Genomic DNA, 25,311 nt, shown 5'->3' with positions numbered 1-25,311 from the left:
CTTCTGCTGCCATTCGGGCGTAGCCAGCTTGTCCTTGAAGACCTTCTGCAGCACGGTCAGCATGATCGGCGCGGCGGTCGAGGCACCGGGCGAGGCACCCAGCAGACCGGCGATGCTGCCATCGGCCGAGGCCACGATTTCGGTGCCCAGCTTCAGCACGCCACCCTTGGCCTCATCACGCTTGATGATCTGCACGCGCTGGCCAGCTTGCCACAGACGCCAGTCTTCCTTCTTGGCGTTGGGGAAGTATTCCTTGAGCGCGGCGAAACGCTGGTCATCGGACTGCATCAGCTGGCCGGCCAGGTATTCCACCAGCGGGTATTCATCGATACCGACACGGGCCATCGGCCAGACGTTGTGCGTCGTGGTCGCCGAGAACAGGTCCCACAGCGAGCCCTGCTTCAGGAACTTGGTCGAGAAGGTGGCGAAGGGGCCAAACAGGATCACGCGCTTGCCATCCAGCACACGGGTATCCAGGTGCGGCACCGACATCGGCGGCGCGCCCACGGAGGCCTTGCCATAGGCCTTGGCCAGGTGGCGCAGGGCGATGTCCTGGTTGTCGGTGATGAGGAAGGAGCCACCGACCGGGAAGGCGGCGTAGTCGCGCGCCTCGGGGATGCCGGACTTCTGCAGCAGCTTCAGGGCACCGCCACCGGCACCGATGAAGACGAACTTGGCATCGGTCTCGGTGGTGCTGCCATCCTTGAGGTTCTTGTAGACCACGCGCCAGGTGCCATCACCGTTGCGGGTGATGTCGCGCACTTCGCTGGAGAGCTTCAGGCCGAAGTTGGGACGCGTCTGCAGGTAGGCCGCGAACTGGCGGGTGATTTCGCCGAAGTTGACGTCGGTGCCCAGCGGGGTCCAAGTGGCGGCCAGCTTCTGGTTGGGGTCGCGGCCTTCCATCATCAGCGGCACCCACTTCTTGATCTGCTCGTGGTCTTCCGAGTACTGCATGCCGGCAAACAGCGGGCTGGCCTGCAGGGCTTCGTAGCGCTTCTTCAGGTAGGCGACGTTGTCATCGCCCCAGATGAAGCTCATGTGCGGCGTGGAATTGATGAAGGAGCGCGGGTTCTTCAGCACGCCGCTCTTGACCTGCCACGACCAGAACTGGCGCGAGATCTGGAAGGCTTCGTTGATCTCGATGGCCTTGGCGATCTGGATCTTGCCGTCCTTGTCTTCGGGCGTGTAGTTCAGTTCGGCCAGGGCCGAGTGGCCGGTGCCGGCGTTGTTCCAGCCGTTGGAGCTTTCTTCGGCCACGCCATCGAGGCGCTCGACCATTTCCATCGACCAGCCCGGTTCCAGCTCATTGAGCCAGACCGCCAGGGTGGTGCTCATGATGCCGCCGCCGACCAGCAGCACGTCGACCTTCTTGACGTCCGCCGCCTGCGAAGCGGGCGTGACGACCAGCGCAACTACGAATCCCAGCAGGGCCAGGAAGGATTTTTTCAACATTGTCTAATCCATTTGTGATGAGAGAGGGCTGCCTCCCCTGCACAGTGGCGGGGAGTCGGACAACCGGTGCATGTCACAGGCCACAGCGCCTGCCGTGGAGGGCGGGCGCGAAAGCGCTGCGTCATGTGGGCCTTGCAGATCAATGCAAGCCCGGCCGGGCGTGGCCGCGCGGGGCCACGGCGCACGTACAGGCCTGTAGCCTGGGTGGTGCCTGCCGGTTTCAACTGCCTGTCCGATACCTGTCTCCGGCATTTGGGGAATGCCTGTACAAATCGTCTCCGTCAGAGCGGACCGGGATCGGGTCATGTCGAGGGGGCGCAGCGTACCACGGGATGGGAGCCAAAGGCGATTGCGGATATCCCCTATTAACGATGGCGCACAAGCATGTTCTGGGCTAGGGAATTCCCCGATATCGTGTGGGCCGTGCCTGACTGACAATGCATGGACCGCCAACACTCACCGTCCCTCATTGGGGCGCACACAAGAACGATCAGGGGCCCGCATGCAAACCGTCATCAACAAGCCGGAAAATTTCGCGTCGTATCGGTATCACGACCGGGCCTTCAATTGCGACACTGCCAAGATCCTGCCGGGCGAATATTTCTATACCGGCGAGGACATGATGATCGTGACCGTGCTGGGTTCCTGCGTCTCGGCCTGCCTGCGCGACCGCGTCAGCGGCGTGGGCGGGATGAACCATTTCATGCTGCCTGATGGCGGCGGCGAAGCCGACAGCCCGGTCTCGGCCTCGATGCGTTACGGCACCTATGCCATGGAAGTCTTGATCAACGATGTGCTCAAGGCCGGTGCCCGGCGCGAGAACCTGGAATGCAAGGTCTTCGGCGGAGGCGCGGTGCTGCGCGGCATGAACGCCATGAACGTGGGCGAACGCAATGCCGCCTTCGTCAAGAATTACCTGTCGGCCGAGAAGATCCGCGTGGTGGCCGAAGACCTCAACGACATCTGGCCGCGCAAGGTGCATTTCTTCCCGCGCACGGGCAAGGTGCTGGTCAAGAAGATCAAGGACGCCGCTGCCGATCTGGCCAGCCGCGAACGTGAATATGCGTCCAAGCTGCAGGCCAAGCCGGTGGGTGGGGAAATCGATTTGTTCTGAGCGACGCCATCGTCCAAACAAAAAAGCGGAACCCGTTGCATGGGCTCCGCTTTTTTCTTGCCCGCTTTACGCGGGCTGATACCAGATCGTAATCAGGCCTTGAGCGTGGTCAGGCCTTGCTCAGCCAACGCCTTCAACCATCCCAATCCCGCCGAGGTCGCTCCCGCCGGGTTGTATTCGCAACCGATCCAGCCCTGGTAACCCAGGCTATCGATCAGCTTCAGCAGATACGGATAGTTCAGCTCACCCACATCCGGCTCATGGCGCTCGGGCACACCGGCAATCTGGATGTGGCCGATGCCGGGCATGTCGCGCTTCAACTTGACGGCCACGTCGCCTTCGACGATCTGGCAGTGGTAGCAGTCGAATTGGACCTTCAGGTTGGGCGCGCCCACTTCGGCACAGATGGCCTGGGCATCGTCCTGGCGATTGAGGAAGAAGCCCGGAATGTTGCGGGTGTTGATCGGCTCGATCACCACGGTCAGGCCGGCGGATTCGGCCTGGTGTGCCGCATACGACAGGTTGTCCTGGTACACCGCACGGTGACGCGCGCGATCCTGGTCGGGCTTGATCAGGCCGGCCATCACGTGCAGGGTCTTGTTGCCGATGACGGAAGCGTACTTCAGCGCAGTCTCGATGCTGCGTTTGAATTCGTCTTCGCGGCCCGGCAGCGAGGCGATGCCGCGCTCGCCGGCAGCCCAGTCACCCGGGGGCGCATTGAACAGCGCCTGGGTCAGGCCATTGGCCTCCAGGCGCGACTTGATCTCTTCCGGCTGATAGTCGTAGGGGAACAGGAACTCGACGCCGGAGAAGCCATCCTTGGCGGCGGCGGCGAAGCGGTCCAGGAAATCGTGTTCCACATACATCATGCTCAGGTTGGCGGCAAAACGCAGCATCGGATTCTCCTTGGTAACGAAGGGGCCAGTGTAGCGCGAACACTCTTGCGCGCGTCCACACCGGCAGAAGGTGCAGAAAACGTCAAAGCCCGCAGGCACAGGCATGCGGGCTTTGAACGGGACATCACATTACTTGTTGACCATGCCCGGCTTGGTGGCCAGCGTGGCAATCGAACCCACCACCAGCATCACTGCCAGCATGTACATGCCGGTAGCGTTGTTGTGGGTCAGGTCCTTCAGGTAGCCGATCAGATAGGGGCTGACGAAACCGGCCAGGTTGCCCACCGAGTTGATGGCGGCAATACCGACGGCCGCCGCAGCGCCCGACAGGAAGGCGGTCGGCAGCGACCAGAACAGCGGTGCGCAGGTCAGCACGCCGGCCGCGGCCAGCGACAGCGATGCGATCGAGATCGCGGTGTTGTCAGCAAACAGGGCCGCACCCACGAAGCCCACGCCACCCATCAGGGCCGGGATCACCAGGTGCCAGCGGCGCTCACGCATGCGGTCGGCGCTGCGGCCGATCAGGTTCATGGCGATGATGGCGCAGCCAAACGGAATGGCCGACAGCAAGCCGATTTCCAGGTTGCCCTTCACACCGGTGGCCTTGACCAGGGTCGGCATCCACAGCGTCAGGCCGTATTGACCCATGACGAAGGAGAAGTAGATCAGGCACATCAGCCAGACACGCGCATCCTTCACGATGGCGCCGAAGCCGTGCTTGCTTTCCTTGCCCTTGGCATCGCCGTCGATGTCGGCTTGCAGGCTGGCCTTCTCTTCATCGGAGAGCCACTTGGCGCTCTTGACGTCGTTGTCCAGGTACAGCACCGTGGCCACACCGATCAGGACCGCCGGAATGGCTTCGATCAGGAACATCCACTGCCAGCCTTCCAGGCCGCCATTGTTGTGGAAGGCATCCATGATCCAGCCCGACAGCGGGTTGCCCAGGATGCCTGCCACCGGAATGCCGGACATGAAGACCGCGATCACCTTGGCACGGCGGTGCGAAGGGAACCAGTAGGTCAGGTACAGGATGATGCCGGGATAGAAACCGGCTTCGGCCAGGCCCAGCAGGAAGCGCAGGACGTAGAACTGGGTCGCGTTCTGCACGAACATGAAGGCCGCCGAGAGGATGCCCCAGGTGATCATGATGCGGGCGATCCAGATGCGCGCGCCGACCTTGTGCATCAGGATGTTGCTGGGCACTTCAAAGAGGAAGTAGCCGATGAAGAACAGGCCAGCGCCGAGACCGAAGACGGTCTCGGAAAAACCCAGGTCCTGCGACATCTGCAGCTTGGCGAAGCCGACGTTGACGCGATCCAGATACGCGATCACGTAGCACAGCATCAGGAACGGCATGATGCGCCAGAAGACTTTCTTGTACAGTCCGTCCTTGGATTTGTCGTTGACGTCGAGTCCGACGCCGGAAGTGCTTGCGGTGGTCATGGTGTTACATCTCCCTAAGAGTGTCGCGGCTGTCTATGCACGGCCGCTGGTTGCTTGGTGCCCGTGGTCTGACGGGCAATTTATGGATTCAATCGGACCCGCGCGCCGCTCCTTGCGGAACGGCACGAAGGCCGGCATTGATTGGCCGGTCTTGTGCCGGCTTGACTGCCACTTGCACCCACCACCTTCCGTTGGGCGCAAGCGGGGCATGGCGGACTGGCTGCGTCCGCCATGACGTGTTCTTGCTAAGGGTTGCGAAGGCTGCCCGTGCTTGCTGCCGTCCTTACCAGCGCGCCTTGAAGGTGTCGCGCAGATCCTGCAGCGCGGGCTCTTCCAGCGGCGTGGCACGGCCTCCGGCCAGGTGCCACAACTTGGCGGTTTCTTCCAGTTCTTCCAGGGCAAAGGCGGCCTTGGAGACCGAGCTTTCCCACACCACCGGACCGAGCCGTTCCAGCAGCACGCCACGCACTTGCGTGGCGATCTTCGCCACCTGCTCGGCCACTTCCGGCGCACCCGGACGGGCATAGCGGATCAGCGGGATGTGGCCGACCTTCATCACGTAATACGGCGTGATGGGCGGCAAGACATCCTGCTCGCTGTAGACGCCATTGATGGTCAGCGACACCAGATGCGTGGAGTGCGTATGCACCACCGCATGCATCTCGGGATTGTTGTCGTAGATGGCGCGATGCAGGACCAGGGTCTTGGAGGGCTTGTCGCCCGAGACCCATTCCCCTGCCGCATTGACCTTCGCAATGGCGGCCGGATCGAGGAAACCGAGGCAGGCGTCGGTCGGCGTGATCAGCCAGCCGTCATCGAGACGTGCACTGATGTTGCCGGCCGACCCGACGGTATAGCCACGCTGATAGAGCGAAGCACCGATGCGGCAGATCTCTTCGCGCAGCGCGCTTTCGTTGGTGTTGCGGCTCATGCCGTCTTCCCGTCGAGATAGCGCAGTGCCTTCTCGAAGAAATCGACGCTGCCGAAATTGCCCGACTTCAATGCCAGCGCAACCGGTTGTTCATCCAGCGTGGCGGTCGCCGGCACGCCCGGATCGATCTGCGGGCCGATGCGCAGGGCTCGCACATCCAGCGCCTGCACCACCGCACCGGAGGTTTCGCCACCGGCCACCACGAACTGGCGCACGCCACGTTGCTTCAAGCCAGCGGCGATCGATGCCAGCGCCTGTTCGACCAGGTGACCAGCCTTGGCGACGCCCAGTTCTTTCTGCACGGCCTTGACTTCATCGGGAGTGGCGGTCGCGTAAATCAATACCGGCTCGTTCTGGATGCGTTCATCGGCAAAGGCCAGCGCCTGTGCCACCACGTCTTCGCCACGCGCCAGGGCCAGCGGGTCGATGCGGAAGGCGGGACGCTTGGCCTTCCATTCGGCCACCTGCGCATTGGTCGCCTTGGAGGCGGAACCGGCCAGCACCACCGACAGACCGTCGACCTTGGGCAGTTGCGCGGCTTCACCGGCAGCAGTCAGCAGACCGGCGCGGCGGAAATTCTCGGGCAGGCCCAGCGCCACGCCGGAACCACCGGTGATGAGCTTCAGTTCGGCGCAGGCTTCGCCCAGCGTGAACAGGTCCTTGTCGGAGACCGCATCGGCGATGGCCATCTTGACGCCGTCGGCGCGCAGGGCCGTGAAGCGCTCCTGCGTGGCGGCCGCGCCGCGTGCCACGGTGTCGTAGCGCACCAGGCCGACCTTGGATTCGGTCTGGCGCTGCAGCACGCGCACCAGGTTGGCATCGGTCATCGGGGTCAGCGGATGGTTTTCCATGCCCGATTCATTCAACAGCGCATCGGCCACGAACAGGTAGCCGCGATAGATGGTGCGGCCGTTTTCCGGGAAGGCCGGGCAGGCGATGGTGAAGTCCTCGCCCAGTTCCTTCATCAGCGCATCGGTCACGGGACCGATGTTGCCTTCGTCGGTGGAATCGAAGGTGGAGCAGTACTTGAAGAAGAACTGCGTGCAGCCCTGCTGCTGCAGCCAGCGCAGTGCGGCCAGCGATTGCTCGATGGCTTCGGCAGCGGGAATGGTGCGCGACTTCAGTGCGATCACCAGCGCGTCAGCCGCCACGGCTGGCATTTCGCTGGGCACGCCGATGGTCTGCACGGTGCGCATGCCGCCGCGCACCAGCATGTTGGCCAGGTCGGTGGCGCCGGTGAAATCGTCGGCGATACAACCGAGCAAGGGACGGGATGTGGACATGAAAACTCCTCGATTCAGATGCAGGGACGACGCTGGATTACTTGGCCTTGGCCGGCGGCAGGTCGATGCCGGGGAAGATCTTGATGACGGCCGAATCATCCTCGCCGCCATGACCAGCGGTGGAGGCCATCATGAACATCTGGTGCGCAGCGGCCGACAGCGGCAGCGGGAATTTGCTGCGGCGGGCGGTATCGAGCACCAGGCCCAGGTCCTTGACGAAGATGTCCACGGCCGACAGCGGGGTGTAGTCGCCGTTGAGGATGTGCGGCACGCGGTTTTCGAACATCCAGGAATTGCCGGCGCTATGGGTGATGACGTCATACAGCGCATCCGGATTGACGCCTTCGCGCAGGCCCAGGGCCATGGCTTCAGCGGAGGCGGCGATGTGCACGCCGGCCAGCAGCTGGTTGATGATCTTGACCTTGGAGCCGATGCCGTGGGTGTCGCCCAGGCGATAGACCTTGCCGGCCATGCCGGCCAGCACGTCTTCGATCTTGGCGTAGACGTCGGCGGGGCCCGAGGTCATCATGGTCATCTCGCCGGAAGCGGCGCGCGCGGCACCACCGGAGACCGGTGCGTCCAGCAGCAGCAAGTCCTTTTCTGCCAGGCGCTTGCCCAGCTCGACGGCGAAGTCGGGCGCCACGGTGGCGCTGGAGATGACGACGCTGCCCGGCTTCATGGCGGAGACGGCACCGTTCTCACCGAAGAGCACCATCTCGGTCTGGGCGGCATTGACCACCAGGGTGATGACCACATCGACCTTGGCGGCCAGCTCGGCCGGATTGGCACAGGCCACGCCACCGGCGGCGGCGAACTTGTCCAGGACTTCCTTGCGCACGTCGCAGGCATGCACATTGAAACCGGCACGCAACAGCGAGCTGGCCACGCCATAACCCATGGCTCCCAAACCGATCACACCTACATTCTTGGACATAATTGCCTCCGCATTGATGACGCCGCTGCCGCTCTCGACGGGCAGGACATTGCGCCGGGTTGATGATGCAACGCCGGCAAAGGCCGGCGTCAGAATTTCAAATTTCGTAAAACTTATAAATCGTTTAGAACATTTAAATCATTTGCTGCCATTCAAGCCGGGACACTCTCTTCAGGACTGTCCCTGGCTCAAACGCCGTGCCGCGTTGAACATGTGGGTCTGGGCGGCATTGCGGGCCGCCATCTCATCACCGGCGCGAATGGCCGCGACGATGGCCTCATGTTCTTCGCGCACCTGGCGCGAGAAATCCTCATACCGTGCTTCATTGCCACGCGTCACCGCCGTGGCCGCTTCCAGATACTGGGACAGGAACTCCAGCGTCTTGATGAAGTACGGATTGCGCGTGGCCTGCGCCAGTGCGCGATGGAAGGCCACATCGGCGGCCACGCCATCACCGCCTGCAGCCACATCGACCCCGATCTGCACCAGTGCCGCGTCAATCGCCTGCAGGTCTTCCGCACTGCGGCGCTTGGCTGCCTGTGCGGCGACTTCGGCCTCGATGGCACGGCGCAGCTCGACGATCTGCAGCACCGCCTCGGGCGAACTGACCTCGGTGTAATCGATGCGCAGCGGCTTGATGCCGGCCTGCTCGGTCACGAATACGCCGCTACCCTGGCGCGGTTCGACCACGCCTTCATGTTTCAGGCGCGCGATGGCTTCGCGCACCACCGTGCGGCTCACACCGAACTGCTGTGCCAGCACCGCCTCGGTGGGCAGCTTGCTGCCCCGGGGGAAGGCACCGGCGTCGATGTTTTCCAGCAATTGCCTGGCCACAGTGTCGCTGAGCGCCTGTGCGGGGATCTTCTGAAACATGCTGTCTCGCGGTCGTTATCGTAAAGTTATCCGGTCATCATACAAATTTATTTTGAACGGGGCAATCCGATTTTTTCTCTTTACCGGGAGTAACGCCCCCGTTTGGCAAACAATATGCGAAGTTGACGGAAGTTGACGTGATATATGCAGCAGTTCGCTCCAGACATCAAGAATACGAATATCTCTGCCAAGGCTGCGCCAGCAGGCCGGGGGCTCTACAATCAGAGCTTTCCTGCCACGGATGTGCCGCATGCCCTACGATCTCTCGGACAAGCTCGTCATTGGAATCTCTTCCCGCGCCCTCTTCGATCTCGAAGTGGAGAACGCCATCTACGACCAGCAGGGCGTGGATGCTTATGCGCAGTACCAGCGTGATCACGAGAATGATCCGCTGCAGCCGGGCACGGCCTTCCCGCTGGTCAAGGCGCTGCTGCAGCTCAATGAACTGATTCCGGAACGCCGTCTGGTGGAAGTGGTGGTCATCTCGCGCAACACGCCCGACACCGGCCTGCGCGCCTTCAATGCCATTGCCGCCCACAAGCTCGACATCAGCCGTGCGGCCTTCACCGGTGGCGGACCGACTGCGCCTTATCTGCAGGCCTTCAAGATCGACCTGTTCCTCTCGCGCGATACCGGCGACGTGCAGGAAGCCATCGATGCCGGCGTGGCGGCGGCCCAGCTGTATGCCGCGCCGCTGGACTACAGTGCGCCGGACAAGCAGATCCGGATTGCCTTTGACGGCGATGCCGTGCTGTTCTCGGCGGAGTCCGAGCGCATCTTTGCGGAGAAGGGATTGGAGGCTTTTGCGCGGCATGAACAGCGCCATCGCAAGAAGGCCATGAAGGAAGGTCCGTTCGCCAAATTGCTGCTGGCCTTGTCGGCGATCCAGAAACAGTTTCCGCCCAAGCAGTGCCCGGTGCGCATCGCCATCGTCACGGCACGCAACAGCCCGGCGCACCAGCGCGTCATCCATACCTTGCGGACCTGGAATGTGACGGTGGATGAAGCCTTCTTCCTGGGCGGGCTGAACAAGGCGGAAGTACTGCAGGCCTTCGGCGCGCACATGTTCTTTGATGACCAGGAGGGGCATGTGCAGAAGGCGGCCGTGGTGGTGCCGTCGGGGCGGGTGCCTTACAAGGGAGGCACGCTGGAAGGGGGGCGCGCGGTGCGGGGGCGGGCGGCCAAAAATTGAACATCCCGATACGATCAACGCTACCAATACAAGAGAACCGTGGGAACCTCTTCAGCCTCCATTTTTCAGGATGACGTTGCGCGTGACGTTCGAGAACAATTTCTGGAGTTGTTACGCCATAGCCGCTCTACCGAGAGTTCGGCAAATCGACTGATCGAGCATTGGCGATCAGCGGTTGATGATCGCGATGATGGCCCGGTGTTCTGGATAGCCCTGGCGGCCACACAGTGGGAATACGGCTGTCTGCGAGATGATATCCAACAAGAAGCAATCAGGGTCATTGATGACGAATCGGATCTGGCTCGATGGCCTGAAAAGCTGCGGGAACGCCGCCGCCGCATCCTCGCGGAGCTGCGCGTGAAGTTGCTGTCTGCACAGCCGCCGGCCCGTTATCCGCGCAAACGCAAGGAAGTGGAGCCGTCACCGAAGCTGGTCGCGATATACGATGAGGGGCAAGCCAGGGCCGATGCCTTCAGCCTGGATGGGGATGTAACAGTTCAGGTCAGTATCAACCGGAGGGTTGGGGCCTCGGTCGGCGGGGGCAGCGTATTCACCGCAAGTTGCTCACTGAAGGACATTGAATTGCACTGGCTGCAAGGGGGTACCTTGCAGATCACTTATCCATCCCATGCCAGCGTGACTCAACGAGCCGAGCAGCATTTTTTTTGCGGAGTGATTACGCCCATTACCTATCGGATCAGATCATAGGAAATGCGCGCATGCACTGACGACCTCGTGCACGACGTTCAATCGCAACTTGGCCCATGAACCAATTCCTGCGCTCTCTGGTTAGCAGCATCCAATCACGATTTGGAAAACCTATGGCCCCATCTCAGGCAATGCTCTCTCAAAAAATCGGATGGATCGCACAGTCCATCGCCGATCCTCAAGAATTTGAACAACGCGCGCGCAGCGTGGCCAAGGACATCGGTCCTGCCGAACTGGCAAACATGAAAGCGCAGTTGCATCTGGAGCACACGCCACCTGAGCACCTGCAGACGCAATTCCCGCAACTGGGCGGATGGCTGACCGCACGTCAGTTCGCCGTGTTTGAAGTCCTGTTCTACGTCGGTACGCCAGCCCTGCCGCTGGTGAAAGAGGTGGCCTACGGCCCGTATGACTGGACGCAGGGAAATGCCATTGAGATTCTTTGCCGTTTCGCCGCGCAGGAACCGGGCCGGGACGAACTCGTCAATGCCTTGCTGGAAGCGGGCCCCAGCTTCTGCTGGGAAGCCCTGCTCTATGCTCTCGGCCCCTTGAAGCAGCGCGCCGCCGCAGACCCGGCAATACAGCGCGTCATTGACCAGCTGCGAATGCAGGCGGATTTTAGTGAGGCATATGACGAGCTCTGTTCCGCAGTGCCACTTACGTCCTAAACACCCATCTACCCACGCGGACGACACGTGTATCTCAGGAGTATCAGCTAGACTTGAAATGATATCGATTTGCAGCGGAGCCCTCTGCACGAATCCGTCGTTCGCACATCTGATTCTTCGCGTGAGCAATTTTGTTAAGCTAGCTTCTTTTAAACGTCATAAAAAAAGGGGAGATTAGTTTGCTCACCACCGAACTTCATACGAATCAAATACCACTACTGTATGAACAATTCGCGAAAGCAATTGGCGAACGGCATTGGAAGAACCGTGTAAAGAGATGTGAGGAGGAAATAAGGGGGAATCCTTTACTCCAAGAAATATTGCAGGAAGAAAACAGGCTTGCTTTTCAGCTTACTAAACTAGCAAAGATTCTTGAACACAATGCTTGGGAAAGCACACCCATGGAGGTCACTCGGGAGCTATATCCCGCTGCGACATTTATGGCACAAACTCTGTCTTTAGTGGAAGGTCTTCAACACCCCCATGGATTAAGGTTTATCCGTCGGATACATGGCGCATTTAAAAATCCGGACGATATGCGCGGACTCAGCCTTGAACTCGGCGCGGCCACCCATTTTATAAAGGCTGGACTGAGCGTCGAATGGCAGAGCTCAGGCGAGGATAAAGGTTTTGATCTCCTAGTAGATTCAAATGGAGTAGCTCCCTTTGAGGTCGAGTGCAAATCGATCTCATCAGATAAGGGCAGGAAAATTCATCAGCGCGAAGCTAGGGACTTCTTTCGACTTGTTGATTTGGCGCTTAAAGAAATTGGACACTCTTTTGAAGGCGGGATTTCGATGGTGCTGACGGTTGAGAACCGTCTTCCAAGCAGTTACAAAGAACGTATCAACTTAGCAAAAAAAATTGCCTCGGCGATGAACGGAAAACGTTCCCGTCTTGATTCCGAAAATTTTAAAATCGAAGTTAAAACTTTTGATCCAGACCGATTAATCAACATCCACAATGCAGAAGATGTTCAAAGAAGGTTACTTGTGGAGGAGATAACAGAGTCACTTAACTGTAACTCCTACATTCGTCAAAACCGGGTTGGAGATATATCGATTCTCACAATCAAGAGCTCCAAAGACGATAGCTTTGTCGATGCTATTTTTGAAACGCTAAAAGACGCTGCTGATAAGCAGTTTTCAAAACAAAGGGCTGGCGTTCTGATTGTCGAGTTATTTGGTATTGATAGTGTCCAAATGCATGCTCTTGCGGAGCAAGATGCCACAAGTAGTCCAACCAGTCTCCGCGTTCGCACAAGCGCCTTACTTGATTCGCAAACAAGGAACCATATAGCCCAAATCTACTTTTCCAGTCGTCAGAATTTTAGTAAAAGAAATGACGCGTCATTTACTTCTAATGCGACAACATATTTCTTCGAGAACAAAAGTAGCTCTTTTTGGAATACCCGATTTACGACCCTATTTACTGATGGTTAAAAAATTTAGCTCGCCGGAAATTTGACTACATTCAGCGAAGCAAACATGTATGCGGGCCTTTGCCTTTATTAACTTCGGCGACAACATTTAAAATGTATGCCCGCGTCGTGAAATACAGCACCACTCCATTCAGCAAGTGCCAGAACATGTGCGTCCCGATGCTGATGCTCGGGCACACCGCCATGTCCATCGAGCGCAGCACCAGCGACAGCGTAAATACACCGGTGGCCAACAGCAGGACCATCGGTTCGGTCTTGCGCATGCGCCAGTGATACACGCCCAGCCCGCCAATGAACAGCCACGCCGATCCATACGACGCCACCGAACCATTGAGCCACTGATCCGGCAGCATGCCGACGCCATACGTGACGACAAAGAAGAACAGCACCCAGCCCATCGTCACCAGCCAGCTGCAGCGCGCCACCTGGCGCACATAGAAGGCCAGGAACAGCACCTGATACACCGAAATAGGAATGACATCGGCGAACAGGGCCCAGCGTTGCGCAAAGGTGTGGAAAAGAAAACTGCCCACGCCGATCACGGCCACCATCAGCGTCAGGATCCGTGACATCACCACGCCACCGCGTTGCTGCGGCAACGGCAAGCGCCACAGGAAATACGCCGCAAGCAGGAAGGCGAGATTGGAAAGGGCATTGACGGGCTCAGCCCAGAAAGCCGTACTGAGCCGTTCGCAATACAGGTCTACCGGTGCAAGAAGCGATGCGGTCATGGTGTGTGTCGCGCTGGTCGTCGCAGATCATGGGGGAATCGTAACCGGCGATCAAGAGGCCACCCGTTCACGATGCAGCCGCCATGATCCGCGAAGCCGCCGAATTTTTCCAGTCGCGCTTTACTGTCCTTGCGTGTCCGCCCCGATCACCCTGCCCGGCCGCCCCGCCAGCCAGCCCAGTACGCCCATCAGAACTGCACCTCCGGCACACAGCGCCAGCACCAGCGTCCATCCCCCGCTGGCATCATGCAGTCGCCCCATGAGGATGGGCCCGGCGGCCGCCAGCAGATAGCCCACGCTCTGCGCCATCGCTGACAGCGCAGCAGCCTGTGGCGGTGTCGATACGCGCGTGCCGACAAAGGCCAGCCCCAGGATCAGTACCGCGCCCGTCCCGAACCCAAACAGCGGCACCCAGATGATGGACGCCTGCGGCCACGCAATGAGGCCGATGAGGCTCAGGACAGTCGCAGCCGACATGCTCACCGCCACCGGGCGATGATCGCGCATGCGCGGACCCAGCGGCACCAGCAGCAAGCCCGGCAAGGCCGAGGCCAGCTGCATCAGGCCATGCAGGTTGCCCGCCTCCACCGCACTGTGTCCATTGGCCGCGAGGATGGAAGGCAGCCATGCCGTCACCACGTAATACACCAGCGAATTGGTCCCGAGGAAGAAAGTCACCTGCCACGCCAACGGCTGGCGCCACATCGACGCCGCACGTGCAGGCGCAGTGGCCGGGCGCGTATCACGCCGCAATTGCGGCAGCCAGACCAGTACCGTCACCACCGGCAATGCAATGAACGAAGCCAGCGCCCACGCCCAGCCCAGGCCCGCCGCCAGCGGCACCGCACAGACCGAGCCCAAGGCCGAAGCACCGCCCATGGTGAGCGCATAGATGGCCGTCATGCGCGTGAGGTCGTCGGGAAAATCGCGCTTGAGCAAGCTGGGCAAGAGCACATTGCCCCCGGCAATCCCGCAGCCGATGACACAGGTCCCGGCCAGCAAGGCCGCCACCGATCCCGAAGAGCGCAGCACGATACCGCCCGCAATCAACAACAAGGCCAGCAGGAGCGTGCGCTCCAATCCGAGGCTGCGCGCCACGCGGGCCGCCAGCGGCGAGACCAGCGCAAAGCACAGCAGTGGCAAGGTCAGCATCAGCCCGGCCGCACCGGCCGAAAGCGCGAAGGTCTGTTGCAGCAGCCCCATCACCGGCCCGACGGCCGTGACCGGTGCGCGCAGATTGGCGGCAATCAGCAGGATGCCTGCAATGAGCCAGACATTGCGGTGCAGAGGGCGAACATGAGGGGGATGCGTGGCATGCATGGCGGTCGGGAAGAAGGGCAAAGATTGATCCAAAGCAGCGAGCGCCCAGCTTAGCCAATCGCAGCCTGCACGTATTTGGCTACAATGCCAGCATATTGCTAAAAACGGTCAACCCTGTCCCTATGGCCACTCTCTACGCCAGCCTGGTCGAACACGATCCGGACCGCCTCGATGCCGCGGTCACGGCCCTGCGCGTGCATACCAGCCAGAGCGAGCGCGAGACACCTTTCCACAGCCATCGCAAGGGCCAACTGGTGGTGGCCCTGCACGGCGCGGTCACCTGCGAGACGGCCCAGGGCATGTGGATCGTGCCGCCCCAGTCAGCGGTCTGGATTCCGCCGGGCGTGCCGCACAGCAACCGTGTCACGCTGGACGGCCAGCTGTGCTTCCTGTTCATCGCGCCACATGCAGCCAGCATGCCGGACCAGTGCTGCACGCTGGCGCTGTCGCCCTTGCTGGTGCAGATGATCTGCCACCTCGCCGAGCAGCGCCAGGACTACGCCCCGCACGAACGCACCGCACGCCTGGCCTCGGTACTGGTGGAAGAACTGGAACACAGCCAGCGCCACGCCCTGCCCCTGCACCTGCCGGTGCCGCAACATTCGCGGCTGCGTGCGATTGCGCGCCACCTCGCCGAACAGCCGGCCGACCGCAGCACGGTGGCCGAATGGGGCCAGCGCCATGCGATGAGCGAGCGCAGTTTTGCGCGCTTCGTGCAGGCCGAAACCGGCATGAGCTTCGGCCGCTGGCGGCGGCAGATCCACCTGATGCTGGCCCTGCAATGGCTGGCCTCGGGCAGCTCGGTGCAGCGCGTCTCGCAGGACCTGGGCTATGAATCGGTGAGTGCCTTCATCACCATGTTCCGCAATACCCTGGGCAAGCCGCCCGCGCGCTACATGGCGCAGCGCCAGGCACCGCTTGCCCGCCCCGCTTCTTCCCCACCGGCCAGCCCGGCGGCCCCCTACTTCCAACCGACACGGAACGCCTCATGGAAACCGAACTGAAACTGCTGCTCGCCCCCGAGCACACCAAGGCCTTCATCCGTCATCCGCTCATCAAGCGCTACGCCCAGGCCGCGCCGCGCATCAAGGACCAGACCGGCACCTACTTCGATACGCCCGAGCTGCTGCTGCGCCAGAACGAAGCCGGACTGCGGGTGCGTCGGACCGGAAATGAATATATCCAGACCCTCAAGGCAGGCGGCGGCGTCAGTGGCGGCCTGCACCAGCGCAATGAATGGGAGTCGCTGGTGGAAGGTGAACAACCTGACCTGCCGGTGCTGCGCGAGCTGGCGGCCTCCGACGAAGCCTGGGCCAGGAAGGTGTTCTCCGACAAGACCGCCGCGCAGTTGACGCCCATCTTCAGCACCCGCATCCAGCGCATGGTGTGGGACCTGGTACTGCCAGATGGCAGCGAGGTCGAATGCGTGCTCGACCAGGGCACGGTAGAACATGGAGAGCTCAAGGCAGAGGTCTGCGAAATCGAACTGGAACTCAAACAGGGCGAGGCCAGCGCCCTCTTCGATTTCGCACTGCAACTGCTGCAGACCCTGCCGCTGCGCATCGGCATCCAGAGCAAGGCGCAGCGGGGCTATGGATTGTTCCACCAGGCGCGCCGTGCGCAGCAGGGCATTGCCGCGACCTCGTCGGCCAGCCGCGCCAAGCCGCTGCAGCTGACCCGCAAGATGCCGGTGGAGCGGGCCTTCCTGGCGGTGGTCAACAATTGCGTGGAGCAGATCCAGGCCAATGACATCGCCGACCAGGACAGTGACGACATCGAACGCCTGCACCAGATGCGCGTAGGCCTGCGCCGCCTGCGCTCGGCCTTCACGCTGTTCGAGCCCGTGATCGCCCTGCCCGCTTCCCTGGCCGCTGAATTCGACTGGGTCTCGCAAGCCATCGGCAATGCACGTGACTGGGATGTACTGGCCACGCAAACGCTGACCACGCTGCCACCGCACGCCATCGGTGCCATCGATCTGGAACGGGTGCGCCATGCAGCGCTGGTGGAAGCCGGCAAGGAACATGCGCTGGCGGTACAGGCCGTGGCCTCGCCGCGCTATACCGCACTGGTCCTGCAGTTCAGCCGCTGGCTGCTGACCGCAGGCTGGCGCGATGGCCTCGACGAGGCGGGACAGGAAGCCCTCTCGCAAGCGCTTTTCCGCTATGCACGGCAGATGCTGCGACGAGACGAGAAGCGTCTCAACAAGCGCGGTGCGCATCTGGAAGAAAATGACCGCGCGCGCCACCGTACCCGCATCGCCGCCAAGAAGATGCGCTATGACATCGAATTTTTCCAGGCGCTGTATGGCGAGAAGAGCAGCCGCCCCTACCTGAAAGCCTTGTCACGCCTGCAGGACCAGCTGGGCCTGCAGAACGACCTGGTGGTGGCCGATGCCCTGCTGCAGCAACTGCAGCAGAAGGAGGCACGTCTTGCCGCGAGCATCGGCTATGCGCGCGGCTTCCTGGCCGGCCAGGTCAAGGATGGCCACGAGCGCATGCATCGCCTGTGGAAAAAATGGAAGGCGCAGGAGTTGCCGCAATGAGTGCTGCAATGAGCGCAGCGCTCATTGCAGCATGAAGGTCTCGTACTCCAGCAGTTCCAGCTTGCGGGTGAGCAGCACGAAACCGGCCAGCACCACCACGAACACCGCCAGCGCAAATCCGAAGCCGTAGAAGGTCGGACCCAGGTGCAGCGAGAGCGCGGTGAGCGCGAAGTTGAGCACCACCAGTCCCCCGCACAGGCCCAGCACGATGCGGCGCTTGTCGAGATAGAAGAAGACGTTGAGGATGCCCAGCAGCACCACCTGCAGGCTGGCCGCGATGACGTCGATGTAGAGCAGCGGCAGGTAGAGCGTGGAAATGCCCAGCCACTTCAGGATGGACTCACCCGTCACCATCAGCAGCAAAGTGGTGATGGCCTGGATCTTGATGATTTCCAGCAGGCCCAGGCGCACCGTTTCCACCATGCCGTTGCGGTGCTTCTCGATGGTTTCGAGCGAGGCACCGGTGCGCACGGCCTCGTAGAAGGCATCATAGTCCTCGACGAAATCGGTCTCCATGCGCAGCAGGAAGATGGCCATGCCAGGAATGATCGAAAGGTAAGCCAGGAACACCGGCAGGTCATAGATCACCGAGGCGCGCAGCGGGCCGATGATGGCCTGGCTGGTCTCGGGCGTGTACCAGAACATGGCCTTGTCGATCCAGATCGCGGTGTTGTAGAGCAGGCCGATGGCCATGAGCGAGGGATAGAGTTTCTTGCGCTCGTAAAACTCGAAGGAGATGAAGCGGTCCGACGGAAAATTGCGCAGGATCAGCGCCATCATCGCCATCAACAACACCGCCTGGCCGATCACGAAGCCGCCCATCAAGCCCTCCAGCCCCAGCGGACGCAACAGCAGCGCCGCCACCACCGTGATGGTGTAGCCCAGCGCATAGATCCAGAAGATGGCCTTGTACTGCTTCATCCCCGACAGGAAGATGGTGGCGATCCAGATGTTGCACATGATGATGAAGGCCGCCAGCAACAGCAACCGGTACAGCGCACTCTGCTGCGGGAACAGGAAGGCCACCGCCAGCAGGCCCAGCACGCCGCCCACCACCGTCACCGCCATCGACACCGAATGGAAATTGGGCAGGATGGCGTGATTGTCCTTTTCAAACAGGCGGTCCGCTGCGAAGCGCGTCAAGGCCAGCTGGAAGATGCCGGTGAAGATCAGCGACAGCGAAATCACGTAGGTGATGCTGACCTGGAATTGCACGATGGCCAGCTTGGGCATGTTCACCGTATAGCTCACCAGGCCGATGACCAGGATGCCGACGATGGACATGATCCACGGCCCCGAACTGATCAGGGCCGCATAGGAATACGCCTGCATCAGCGAGAGCAGGCTGTCGCGCTTCAATATCTTGCGCAGTTCAAAACCGATACCGGCCATGGCGGTCCTCGTCAGTGCCGCACCGGGCAGCGCAGCGGCTGGCCGGATGCGGCGTCGGTGTCCTGCCCACCCTGCGCCAGCGAACGCTGGTACAGCTCACGGTAGGCACCGAACATCATGTCCTGGGTGTAATAACGCTCCACGCGCGCAATGCCTGCGGCCTGGGCCGCGTGCCAGCGCTGCGGATCGGTCAGCAGTTTCAATGCCGCGTCGGCCAGCGCCTGGGGCTGGGCGATGCCGACCACATCCCCCGCTGCGCCCAGTGCCTGATCATCTTCCGACAGTCCATACAGCAGCTGGCGGCACGATCCCACATCGGTAGCAACGGCCGGCACACCGGCCGCAAAACCTTCCAGCAGCACCAGCGGCAAGGCCTCGCTGATGCTGGAGAGCACCACCAGTCCGATCTTGGGCATGAGCTCGTCGATCTTCTGAAAACCGAGGAACTTGACCTTGTCGGTCAGGCCAAGGCCATCGGCGATCGCGTGGCATTCGCCGGCATAGGCCGGGTCTTCATCTTCCGGTCCGGCGATCCAGGCTTCGGCCTCCGGATACTGGTTGACCACGGTGCGCATGGCGCGGATGAAGGTCTTCACATCCTTGATCGGCACCACCCGGCCCAAGAGACAAAGCACCGGCGGAATCTTCTCGCTGCGCAATGCGCGCAGCTTGGACAGGCGCGGCAGGTCAATGCCGTTGGGGATATTGCGCGTGCGCTCGGCCGGTGCGCCGTCATGGATCTGGCGCAGGCGGTTGGTCTCGTAGAGCGCGACGATGTCGTTGGACGCCTGGTAGCACAGCCGGCCCAGCGCCTCGAAGAAGCGGATCCACATCTCGCGGAAATAGGGAATCTGCGAGGCATCCTTTTCGAAGACGTTGCGGTTGTCGCGGATCCACTCGCTCTGGAACAGGTCGATCTTGCGTTCCTTGGTGTAGATGCCGTGTTCGGAAAGGATCAGCGGACGGCCGGTCTGCATCTTCATCAGCGCCCCGAGGAAGCCCGCGTAACCGGTGGAGATGGTGTGATAGCAGCGCGCCGGGATCAGCTGGCGCGCCACGCGGGCCAGGGTCCATACCGGCTGGTGCATGATGCGCACGGTCCAGAAGTAATCGACGAAGGACGGATCAGTGCAGAAGATGCGGTATTGCGAAGCGAGGTAATCCCAGGAACGCTTGCTGAAGAGGAAGGCGTCCTGGTCCATCTTGCCCCCATCTTCCATCATCGGAATCAGCTCACCCAGTTGCGCCACCAGCGCCGAATGCGAGGTGGCATCAGTGCGATCGTAGGCGCGGAACATGGCATGCAGTTCGTCGATGCGCTCGAAGGCGGCTGCATCGCCGCGCGAACGCACCACCTGCGTCGCCGAGAGATGTTCGTGGATGAAGTGCGTTTCCAGATGGACCACGTTGTCCGGCAGTGCGTACTTGGGGGTGCCGTAATCCTCGGGTCGGCTGCCGATGAAGCACAGGCCGAAACGGATCTCGGGGAAACCCCGGATGATCTGGTTGACCCAACTTGACACGCCACCGCTCACATACGGGAAAGTCCCTTCCAGCAGCAGCATGACGTCGCAGTCCTTGGCGCGGCGCTGGTAGGACGCATCGCCGGCGACCGGTTTGACGACAGGCGCATTCATCGGCGGCCTCCGCTAGGACGGCCCGCAGGCGCGGGACTGAAGGTGTCAGGCCGGTTGGCAATGGTGCGCCGGCCATGGCGCCAGTAACGGTGCAGCTGCGGCTGCGAGGACACGCTGGGATCGTATTGCATTTCGATGAAGAGCTTGCGCACTTGTTCGTAGTCGTGTTCGAGGAAGCTGAGTTCGGCCAGGTAAGGCAGAAGACGCACGCGCGAAAAACCATATTCATGGGCGCGCTGCATGGCCTCGGCGGCGTCGGCCACGTTGCGGTTGGCCAGCTCCATGCGCGCCAGCATGAACCACAGGCCCGGTTGGGCGGCATCGATCTGCAGCGCCGCCCGGGCGTGCTCGCGCATCTGGGTGTAGGAGTAATTCAGCAGGTCGCCCTGCACCAGGTTCTGGTAGATCAGTTCCTGATACAGCTCGGCCACCTGCTGGTGCAGGATGCTCAGGGTCTCGGGGTCGGAGACGGTCTTGAGGTGGTTGCGCATGTCGACGATGCGCTGGGTGATCTTCTTTTCCTTGCCATCCAGGATGCCGTAGGCCAGCAGCCGCACGTCGTCCGCCGGATCGCCCAGCAGGCTGCGCAGCGAAGCGCCGCTGGCGCGCGTGGGCGTGCTCTGGATCGCCACCAGCGCATTGAGCCGCTTGTCCACGGGCGTGGCGACGTTGCCCAGCTGGGCGCGCACACGGTTGCCGGAAAAACCGCTGCCCTCGCGCCTGCGCGCGGTGACGAAGGCCGGGGCCTGGGTGGTGTCGAAATGGTCTTCCGGCTTGTCCTTGGGCCAGAGCACGGCCACCAGCAGCGCCACCACGGCACACAGCACGCCGCCGATGGGAATGAAGAAATTGAAGAAGAACAAATACAACAGCAAGGCCGTGCGCGGACGCCGGTACTGCGGCGGGGCCACCTGCGCGATGGCCAGCGCGAACAGCGCCGAGGAGGCCAGGTGCAGCAGCAGATAACCGGAGAGTACGCCCAGCCCGTTGCCGCCCTGCAGCAGCAGGGCCACAGAGGCGGTCTCGAAACTCAGACCGGCAGCGGAGAGTTTAAGCAGCACAGCGTTCCACCAGGTTGATCAAGAGGCGCATCGGCTCATCGCTGCCCAGCGCAGCGGTGTGCGCAGCGGCGAAGTTGGCCAGGGACTTGTTGTCGAACTGCGCGTGCGAAGCGGTCTCGATGCGCATCAGGTAGCCATCCACCGCTGCCGGTCCGGCCAGCGGCAGCAAGGTCATCAACACGTTGCGGCCACCGGCCTTGTAGGTCCAGACCACATCGGCGGCGCGCTTCAGGCGGCGTACCTGATCGTACATGTCGCGTGAGAGTTCGTCGTCACCGAACACCAGCGCCACCAGCGAGGAATCGATGTCGGTGCTGCGCTTGAGGCGATGCAGGCGCACCAGGTCCACCGCCAGTTCCGGCGGGCAGGTCGGCAGCTGCTGCAGGATGGCGCGGGCGCTGTCGCCCATCTCGATGCCGTCGGCGTAGTAGTCGATGAGCACCGACATCAGTTGCAGCGTGTCTTCGTTCAGGGCCAGGAAGGGTAACTGCTCCACCACCAGCAAGCCGAACTGGCGGCCCTCGTAGTTGCGCAAGGGCGCACAGACCAGATAGCGGCTCTGGTTGCGCAGGGTCTGGTTCAGGCTCTCGGTCTGGATATGGCCCAGCTTCTGCTGCGTCAGGCAATAGCGCACCAGCGGGTCGTCGGCCGCCAGCGGCGTGACCTTGCCCACGCTGGCCACCGCCTCAGGCAGGACGTGGCCATGAACATCGCAAGCGAAGACTGAGGCCGACTCCACCTGGCAGCTCTGCACCAAGATCTGCAGGAAGGCATCCGGTGCCGGCATGCGCCCCGGGTCCAGCAGGTATTGCGTGAGCGTGAGGGCGCGCATGCGGTCCAGCGATTCACGCAGGGTCAGCGGCTTGGACAAGAGATCCTGCTCCAGCCGCTCGTGCGACAGGCGCAGCAGGAAGTGATTCTTGGTGAGCATGGTCAGGCGCTCTTCCAGGTAGGCATTCACCCCGCGCAGGCGGCGGCTGCGCGCATTCCACACTTCGGCGAACTGGCCGCACAGCAGCGTCAACACCAGCCCGCCCAGGAAATAGGCTTGCGGAAAGGCCTGCGCCGCCGACACCACAGCCTGCGCCTCATCCTCATGATGGCCATGCATGAGCAGATACCAGCCCCCCAGCATGGTGGCCACCGCCACCACGCCCAGCGTGCTGCCGTAGCGCATGGCAAGGATGGCCGGCATCAGCCACAGCCAGGGGAATTGCGCCTCCAGCCCGAACGGATCCTCCGGCGCCAGCCACCAGGCCACACCCAGCGCGGCGGCCACCAGCGCAATGGTCTCGACGATGCGCAGGGCCGCCTTGCGCGGTGATCCGCTGTCGGTATCGAAGCGCGTAAACAGGCGTGACCAGAACTTCTGGCGCTTCTGCGCCGCCGTCGGTGCCGGCCGCGGACTGGCCGCCCACGGCTGGCCGCTGCCGGGACGTCCGGAGACCGGTGGTGCAGTGGGCCGTTGGCTGTCGTTCACGTTCTCTCCCATCAGGGGCGCTGCATCTCGGGTGTGGCGGACTCGGCCTGCGCCGCAGCATCCGCGGCGTTGGCCGCATTGACGGCCGCCGAGGTGCGCGCCAGCGCGCGCAAGGGCGACAGCAGGCTGCGCATGAGCTTCTGTGCCACGGCCGACAAGGCTTCGCGGCTCCAGCCGCTCTTGGCACCGGCCGCTGCCCAGACCACCTTGCCACTGGAGACCTCAATCAGCTGCAGCGTCAGGCCCACGGCCGGCTCGCCATCGATGCCGACCTTGTAGCGCCATTCATCGACGGTGCCGGACAGCGCATAGGTGATGTTCTCGCTGCGTGCCCAGTCGAGGGCGGCATCGAGCTGCTTTCGGTCCATCGGTTCGAACAGGGTTTCATTGTTGAGCGAAGCCGGATAGCGGCGCAGCTCGGCCAGGCCATTGGCGCGCAGGATGCTCTCCGAGATCGACTCGGCACGCAGTCCGGCCTGCGGGGTCTCGGTGTGATTGGCGAAGGGCAGCAAGCCCCAGCGTGCATCGGCCGGTACCACCGGCGCGCGGCCGATATCAGCGGTGGAGCAGGCGGCCAGGCCCAGGGCCAGAACGGCGGCGCTGCCGAGTTTCAACAGCGTGGAGCGGATCTTGTTTGTCATGATGTTCACCTTGGAGCAATGCGCGGCCTTTCTCGGCCATAGATTAATGAGGGCTGATTCATCGATTTCATTGATCAATCAATTTCGACACGGTACGGACAGCGAGGCCTTCACCTGCGGTTTCAATTTCAGATTCATATTCAGTAGAACCATTTGTAGAGCACATTCAATTCAAACCCGCGCTGCGGCGTGTTCGGCGTGGCGCTGGTACTTTGCGCGGCCACCGACAGCACGTCCTGCCCCAGCACGCTGCCGGCCACCCCGGCGCGCAGGTTGCGGCCCCAGCCGATGTCGGAGGTGCGGGTCAGGCCGAACTCCGCATAAGGACGCCAGGCGCGCGTGTAGGCATTTTCGATGACGGTGCCGGCCCCCAGTGCGACACCCCACGAGCGCGCATCCAGCGGCATGTAGCGGAAGCCGGTCGGATCGTTGCCGGCCGGGACCAGGCGTGCGATCTGGTCATCGCTGGCACCGCGATCGCTGAACTTGGCATCGTTGACGAAGCCGCGCAGGGTCAGGTTGGGATACTCCACGCGCAAGTGCGTCCCGATTTCGGCATTGAGGGTGCGGCCATTGCCGAGCGCCGTGCCGGATTGCGTCTGGTAGCGCTGCAGGCCGCCGCCCAGGCGCAGGTATTCGGTACGGCTCAATTGCAGGTTCAGGTTCAGTTCGCCGCCGCTGCGCCGTCCGCCCACGCGGATCAAGGCCGAATCGATGGCCGCCAGGTTCAGCCCGCCATTGCCGGAGAGCGTGAGCTTGGGCGTGAGCTGCTGCGAGAATTCCAGGCGCAGGCCATTGAAGGAAGTCATCGCATCGCGGTGCTGCAGGCTGGCGCTGACGAACCCATCCTCGATGCGACGGCGCAGGGTGAATTCGAAGAGGCGGTCCACCGCCGGCACATCGCCCAGCAGAGTCGTGTCGTCCACGGTCTGGTGCCGTTCGGTGTAGCCGAAGGAGAAGCGCGTGCCCGGCGTGAGCGCCACGCCGGTGTTGACCGTGAACAGCTTGGTGGCCAGCGGGAATTCGCGCGTGGCGGTGTAGCCCGCCGAGAAGCGCGGCGGCTCATCGGTCACCAGGCCGGTCAGCCGTCCGTGCAGTTCATCGTCGGCGGGCAGGCGTTCGAGCTGGTCGAAGGCCAGCGTCTGTGCCAGGCCGACGCGTCCGGCCACGCGTGCCGCTTCGACGCGGTCATACATGGGCAGCCAGTCGGCCAGGTTGTCCAGCATGGCATTCAAGCGCTGGCGATCATCGTTGCCCAGGGCCATGGCCAGCTCGCCCCACAGCGGCTTGTCGAGCTGTTTGGCAAAGCGCGTGGCCAGCCAGGTGCGGGCCAGGTCGGACTGGTTCTGGTTCATCGCATAGGCCAGCGCCAGTTCGCGTGCACCGGAAGACAAGCGCGCATCATCGCCCGGGCGCTGGCCGGTGTCGGTGGTGGGCGCAAACAGTGCTGCCGGTCCCTCGGCCAGTTGCGCTGATCGCACCTCATCCTGGCTGCGCTGGACGGCATCGCTGCGCGCGGCTTGCTGCATGTCCTTGAGCAGGGCCGGGCCATTGGCGGGGGTGGACTGG

Annotated in this window: 21 protein-coding genes and 1 pseudogene; 7 read left to right on the top strand and 15 right to left on the bottom strand. The window is 62.2% G+C overall.

Annotation, left to right across the window (positions count from 1 at the left end; all coding sequences use genetic code 11):
* Positions 1–1,452: malate dehydrogenase (quinone) (gene mqo, locus B3873_RS10980; protein ID WP_286865998.1), on the bottom strand; the 1,452-nt coding region annotated here is incomplete at its 3' end.
* Between the two features lie 502 nt (positions 1,453–1,954).
* On the opposite strand from mqo, the gene cheD reads away from it, so the two are divergent.
* A complete protein-coding gene (gene cheD, locus B3873_RS10975; RefSeq protein ID WP_034341503.1) occupies positions 1,955–2,566 on the top strand; it encodes a chemoreceptor glutamine deamidase CheD in 612 nt (203 codons plus the stop codon).
* A 92-nt stretch (positions 2,567–2,658) separates the two neighbouring features.
* Here cheD and otnI read toward each other — a convergent pair whose 3' ends face one another.
* From otnI to B3873_RS10945, 6 genes are all read right to left on the bottom strand, one after another.
* Positions 2,659–3,462 carry a 2-oxo-tetronate isomerase gene (otnI, locus tag B3873_RS10970; protein WP_286865995.1) on the bottom strand — a complete coding sequence of 268 codons (804 nt, stop codon included), beginning with the start codon at positions 3,460–3,462 and terminating at the stop codon, positions 2,659–2,661.
* Between the two features lie 129 nt (positions 3,463–3,591).
* Positions 3,592–4,905 (bottom strand): MFS transporter, encoded by a 1,314-nt coding sequence (locus B3873_RS10965; protein ID WP_286865992.1) that lies wholly within the window; start codon positions 4,903–4,905, stop codon positions 3,592–3,594.
* A 283-nt stretch (positions 4,906–5,188) separates the two neighbouring features.
* On the bottom strand, positions 5,189–5,836 hold the full coding sequence (locus tag B3873_RS10960) for an aldolase (RefSeq protein WP_008332714.1): 648 nt from the start codon (positions 5,834–5,836) through the stop codon (positions 5,189–5,191).
* Positions 5,833–7,119 carry a 3-oxo-tetronate kinase gene (otnK, locus tag B3873_RS10955; protein ID WP_209532578.1) on the bottom strand — a complete coding sequence of 429 codons (1,287 nt, stop codon included), beginning with the start codon at positions 7,117–7,119 and terminating at the stop codon, positions 5,833–5,835. The genes B3873_RS10960 and otnK overlap by 4 nt, the downstream gene beginning before the upstream one ends.
* Before the next feature lie 37 nt (positions 7,120–7,156).
* Positions 7,157–8,053 carry an L-threonate dehydrogenase gene (ltnD, locus tag B3873_RS10950; protein WP_134136972.1) on the bottom strand — a complete coding sequence of 299 codons (897 nt, stop codon included), beginning with the start codon at positions 8,051–8,053 and terminating at the stop codon, positions 7,157–7,159.
* Between the two features lie 171 nt (positions 8,054–8,224).
* Complete coding sequence (locus B3873_RS10945; RefSeq protein WP_034334401.1) at positions 8,225–8,926, bottom strand: FadR/GntR family transcriptional regulator; 702 nt, start codon at positions 8,924–8,926, stop codon at positions 8,225–8,227.
* A 250-nt stretch (positions 8,927–9,176) separates the two neighbouring features.
* Between B3873_RS10945 and B3873_RS10940 the strand changes: the two genes are divergently transcribed.
* The 4 genes from B3873_RS10940 (at position 9,177) to B3873_RS10925 (ending at position 12,936) form a co-directional block, all read left to right on the top strand.
* On the top strand, positions 9,177–10,118 hold the full coding sequence (locus B3873_RS10940) for a 5'-nucleotidase (protein ID WP_286865986.1): 942 nt from the start codon (positions 9,177–9,179) through the stop codon (positions 10,116–10,118).
* Between the two features lie 39 nt (positions 10,119–10,157).
* Entirely contained in the window at positions 10,158–10,826 is a 669-nt protein-coding gene (locus B3873_RS10935; protein ID WP_286865983.1) for a hypothetical protein, read from the top strand.
* Between the two features lie 56 nt (positions 10,827–10,882).
* Entirely contained in the window at positions 10,883–11,494 is a 612-nt protein-coding gene (locus B3873_RS10930; protein ID WP_286865981.1) for a hypothetical protein, read from the top strand.
* 179 nt (positions 11,495–11,673) lie between these two features.
* A complete protein-coding gene (locus tag B3873_RS10925; protein ID WP_286865979.1) occupies positions 11,674–12,936 on the top strand; it encodes a hypothetical protein in 1,263 nt (420 codons plus the stop codon).
* A 31-nt stretch (positions 12,937–12,967) separates the two neighbouring features.
* On the opposite strand, the gene B3873_RS10920 is transcribed toward B3873_RS10925, so the two are convergent.
* Together B3873_RS10920 and B3873_RS10915 are read right to left on the bottom strand one after the other, a co-directional pair.
* A complete protein-coding gene (locus B3873_RS10920) occupies positions 12,968–13,666 on the bottom strand; it encodes a ceramidase domain-containing protein (protein ID WP_286865977.1) in 699 nt (232 codons plus the stop codon).
* A 120-nt stretch (positions 13,667–13,786) separates the two neighbouring features.
* Positions 13,787–14,986 carry an MFS transporter gene (locus tag B3873_RS10915; protein WP_286866003.1) on the bottom strand — a complete coding sequence of 400 codons (1,200 nt, stop codon included), beginning with the start codon at positions 14,984–14,986 and terminating at the stop codon, positions 13,787–13,789.
* 122 nt (positions 14,987–15,108) lie between these two features.
* On the opposite strand from B3873_RS10915, the gene B3873_RS10910 reads away from it, so the two are divergent.
* Both B3873_RS10910 and B3873_RS10905 read left to right on the top strand, forming a co-directional pair.
* Positions 15,109–15,990: an AraC family transcriptional regulator gene (locus B3873_RS10910; RefSeq protein WP_209532570.1), complete on the top strand. Its 882-nt coding sequence runs from the start codon at positions 15,109–15,111 to the stop codon at positions 15,988–15,990.
* Positions 15,975–17,531: a CYTH and CHAD domain-containing protein gene (locus tag B3873_RS10905; protein WP_286865976.1), complete on the top strand. Its 1,557-nt coding sequence runs from the start codon at positions 15,975–15,977 to the stop codon at positions 17,529–17,531. Before B3873_RS10910 ends, B3873_RS10905 begins: the two co-directional genes overlap by 16 nt.
* Before the next feature lie 21 nt (positions 17,532–17,552).
* On the opposite strand, the gene pelG is transcribed toward B3873_RS10905, so the two are convergent.
* The 6 genes and pseudogenes from pelG to B3873_RS10875 form a co-directional block, all read right to left on the bottom strand.
* A complete protein-coding gene (gene pelG, locus B3873_RS10900) occupies positions 17,553–18,923 on the bottom strand; it encodes an exopolysaccharide Pel transporter PelG (RefSeq protein WP_134223553.1) in 1,371 nt (456 codons plus the stop codon).
* Between the two features lie 11 nt (positions 18,924–18,934).
* Positions 18,935–20,560 carry a GT4 family glycosyltransferase PelF gene (gene pelF, locus B3873_RS10895; protein ID WP_414651537.1) on the bottom strand — a complete coding sequence of 542 codons (1,626 nt, stop codon included), beginning with the start codon at positions 20,558–20,560 and terminating at the stop codon, positions 18,935–18,937.
* Positions 20,557–21,621, bottom strand: coding sequence for a tetratricopeptide repeat protein (locus B3873_RS10890; protein ID WP_051156218.1), 1,065 nt, complete (start codon positions 21,619–21,621; stop codon positions 20,557–20,559). Before B3873_RS10890 ends, pelF begins: the two co-directional genes overlap by 4 nt.
* Positions 21,611–23,101, bottom strand: a complete 1,491-nt coding sequence (locus tag B3873_RS10885) for a PelD GGDEF domain-containing protein (protein ID WP_286865972.1) — start codon at positions 23,099–23,101, stop codon at positions 21,611–21,613. The genes B3873_RS10890 and B3873_RS10885 overlap by 11 nt, the downstream gene beginning before the upstream one ends.
* An 11-nt stretch (positions 23,102–23,112) precedes the next feature.
* On the bottom strand, positions 23,113–23,742 hold the full coding sequence (locus tag B3873_RS10880; RefSeq protein ID WP_286865970.1) for a penicillin-binding protein activator LpoB: 630 nt from the start codon (positions 23,740–23,742) through the stop codon (positions 23,113–23,115).
* A gap of 140 nt (positions 23,743–23,882) precedes the next feature.
* Positions 23,883–25,311, bottom strand: a pseudogene (locus tag B3873_RS10875) (hypothetical protein); the annotation flags it as partial.

This window comes from Herbaspirillum sp. UBA812 (assembly GCF_002296545.1).
In the GTDB taxonomy this organism is placed as follows: Bacteria; Pseudomonadota; Gammaproteobacteria; order Burkholderiales; family Burkholderiaceae_D; genus Herbaspirillum; species Herbaspirillum huttiense.
Note: the sequence above shows the minus strand (reverse complement) of the source record. Positions and strands in the feature narration are given on the sequence as shown.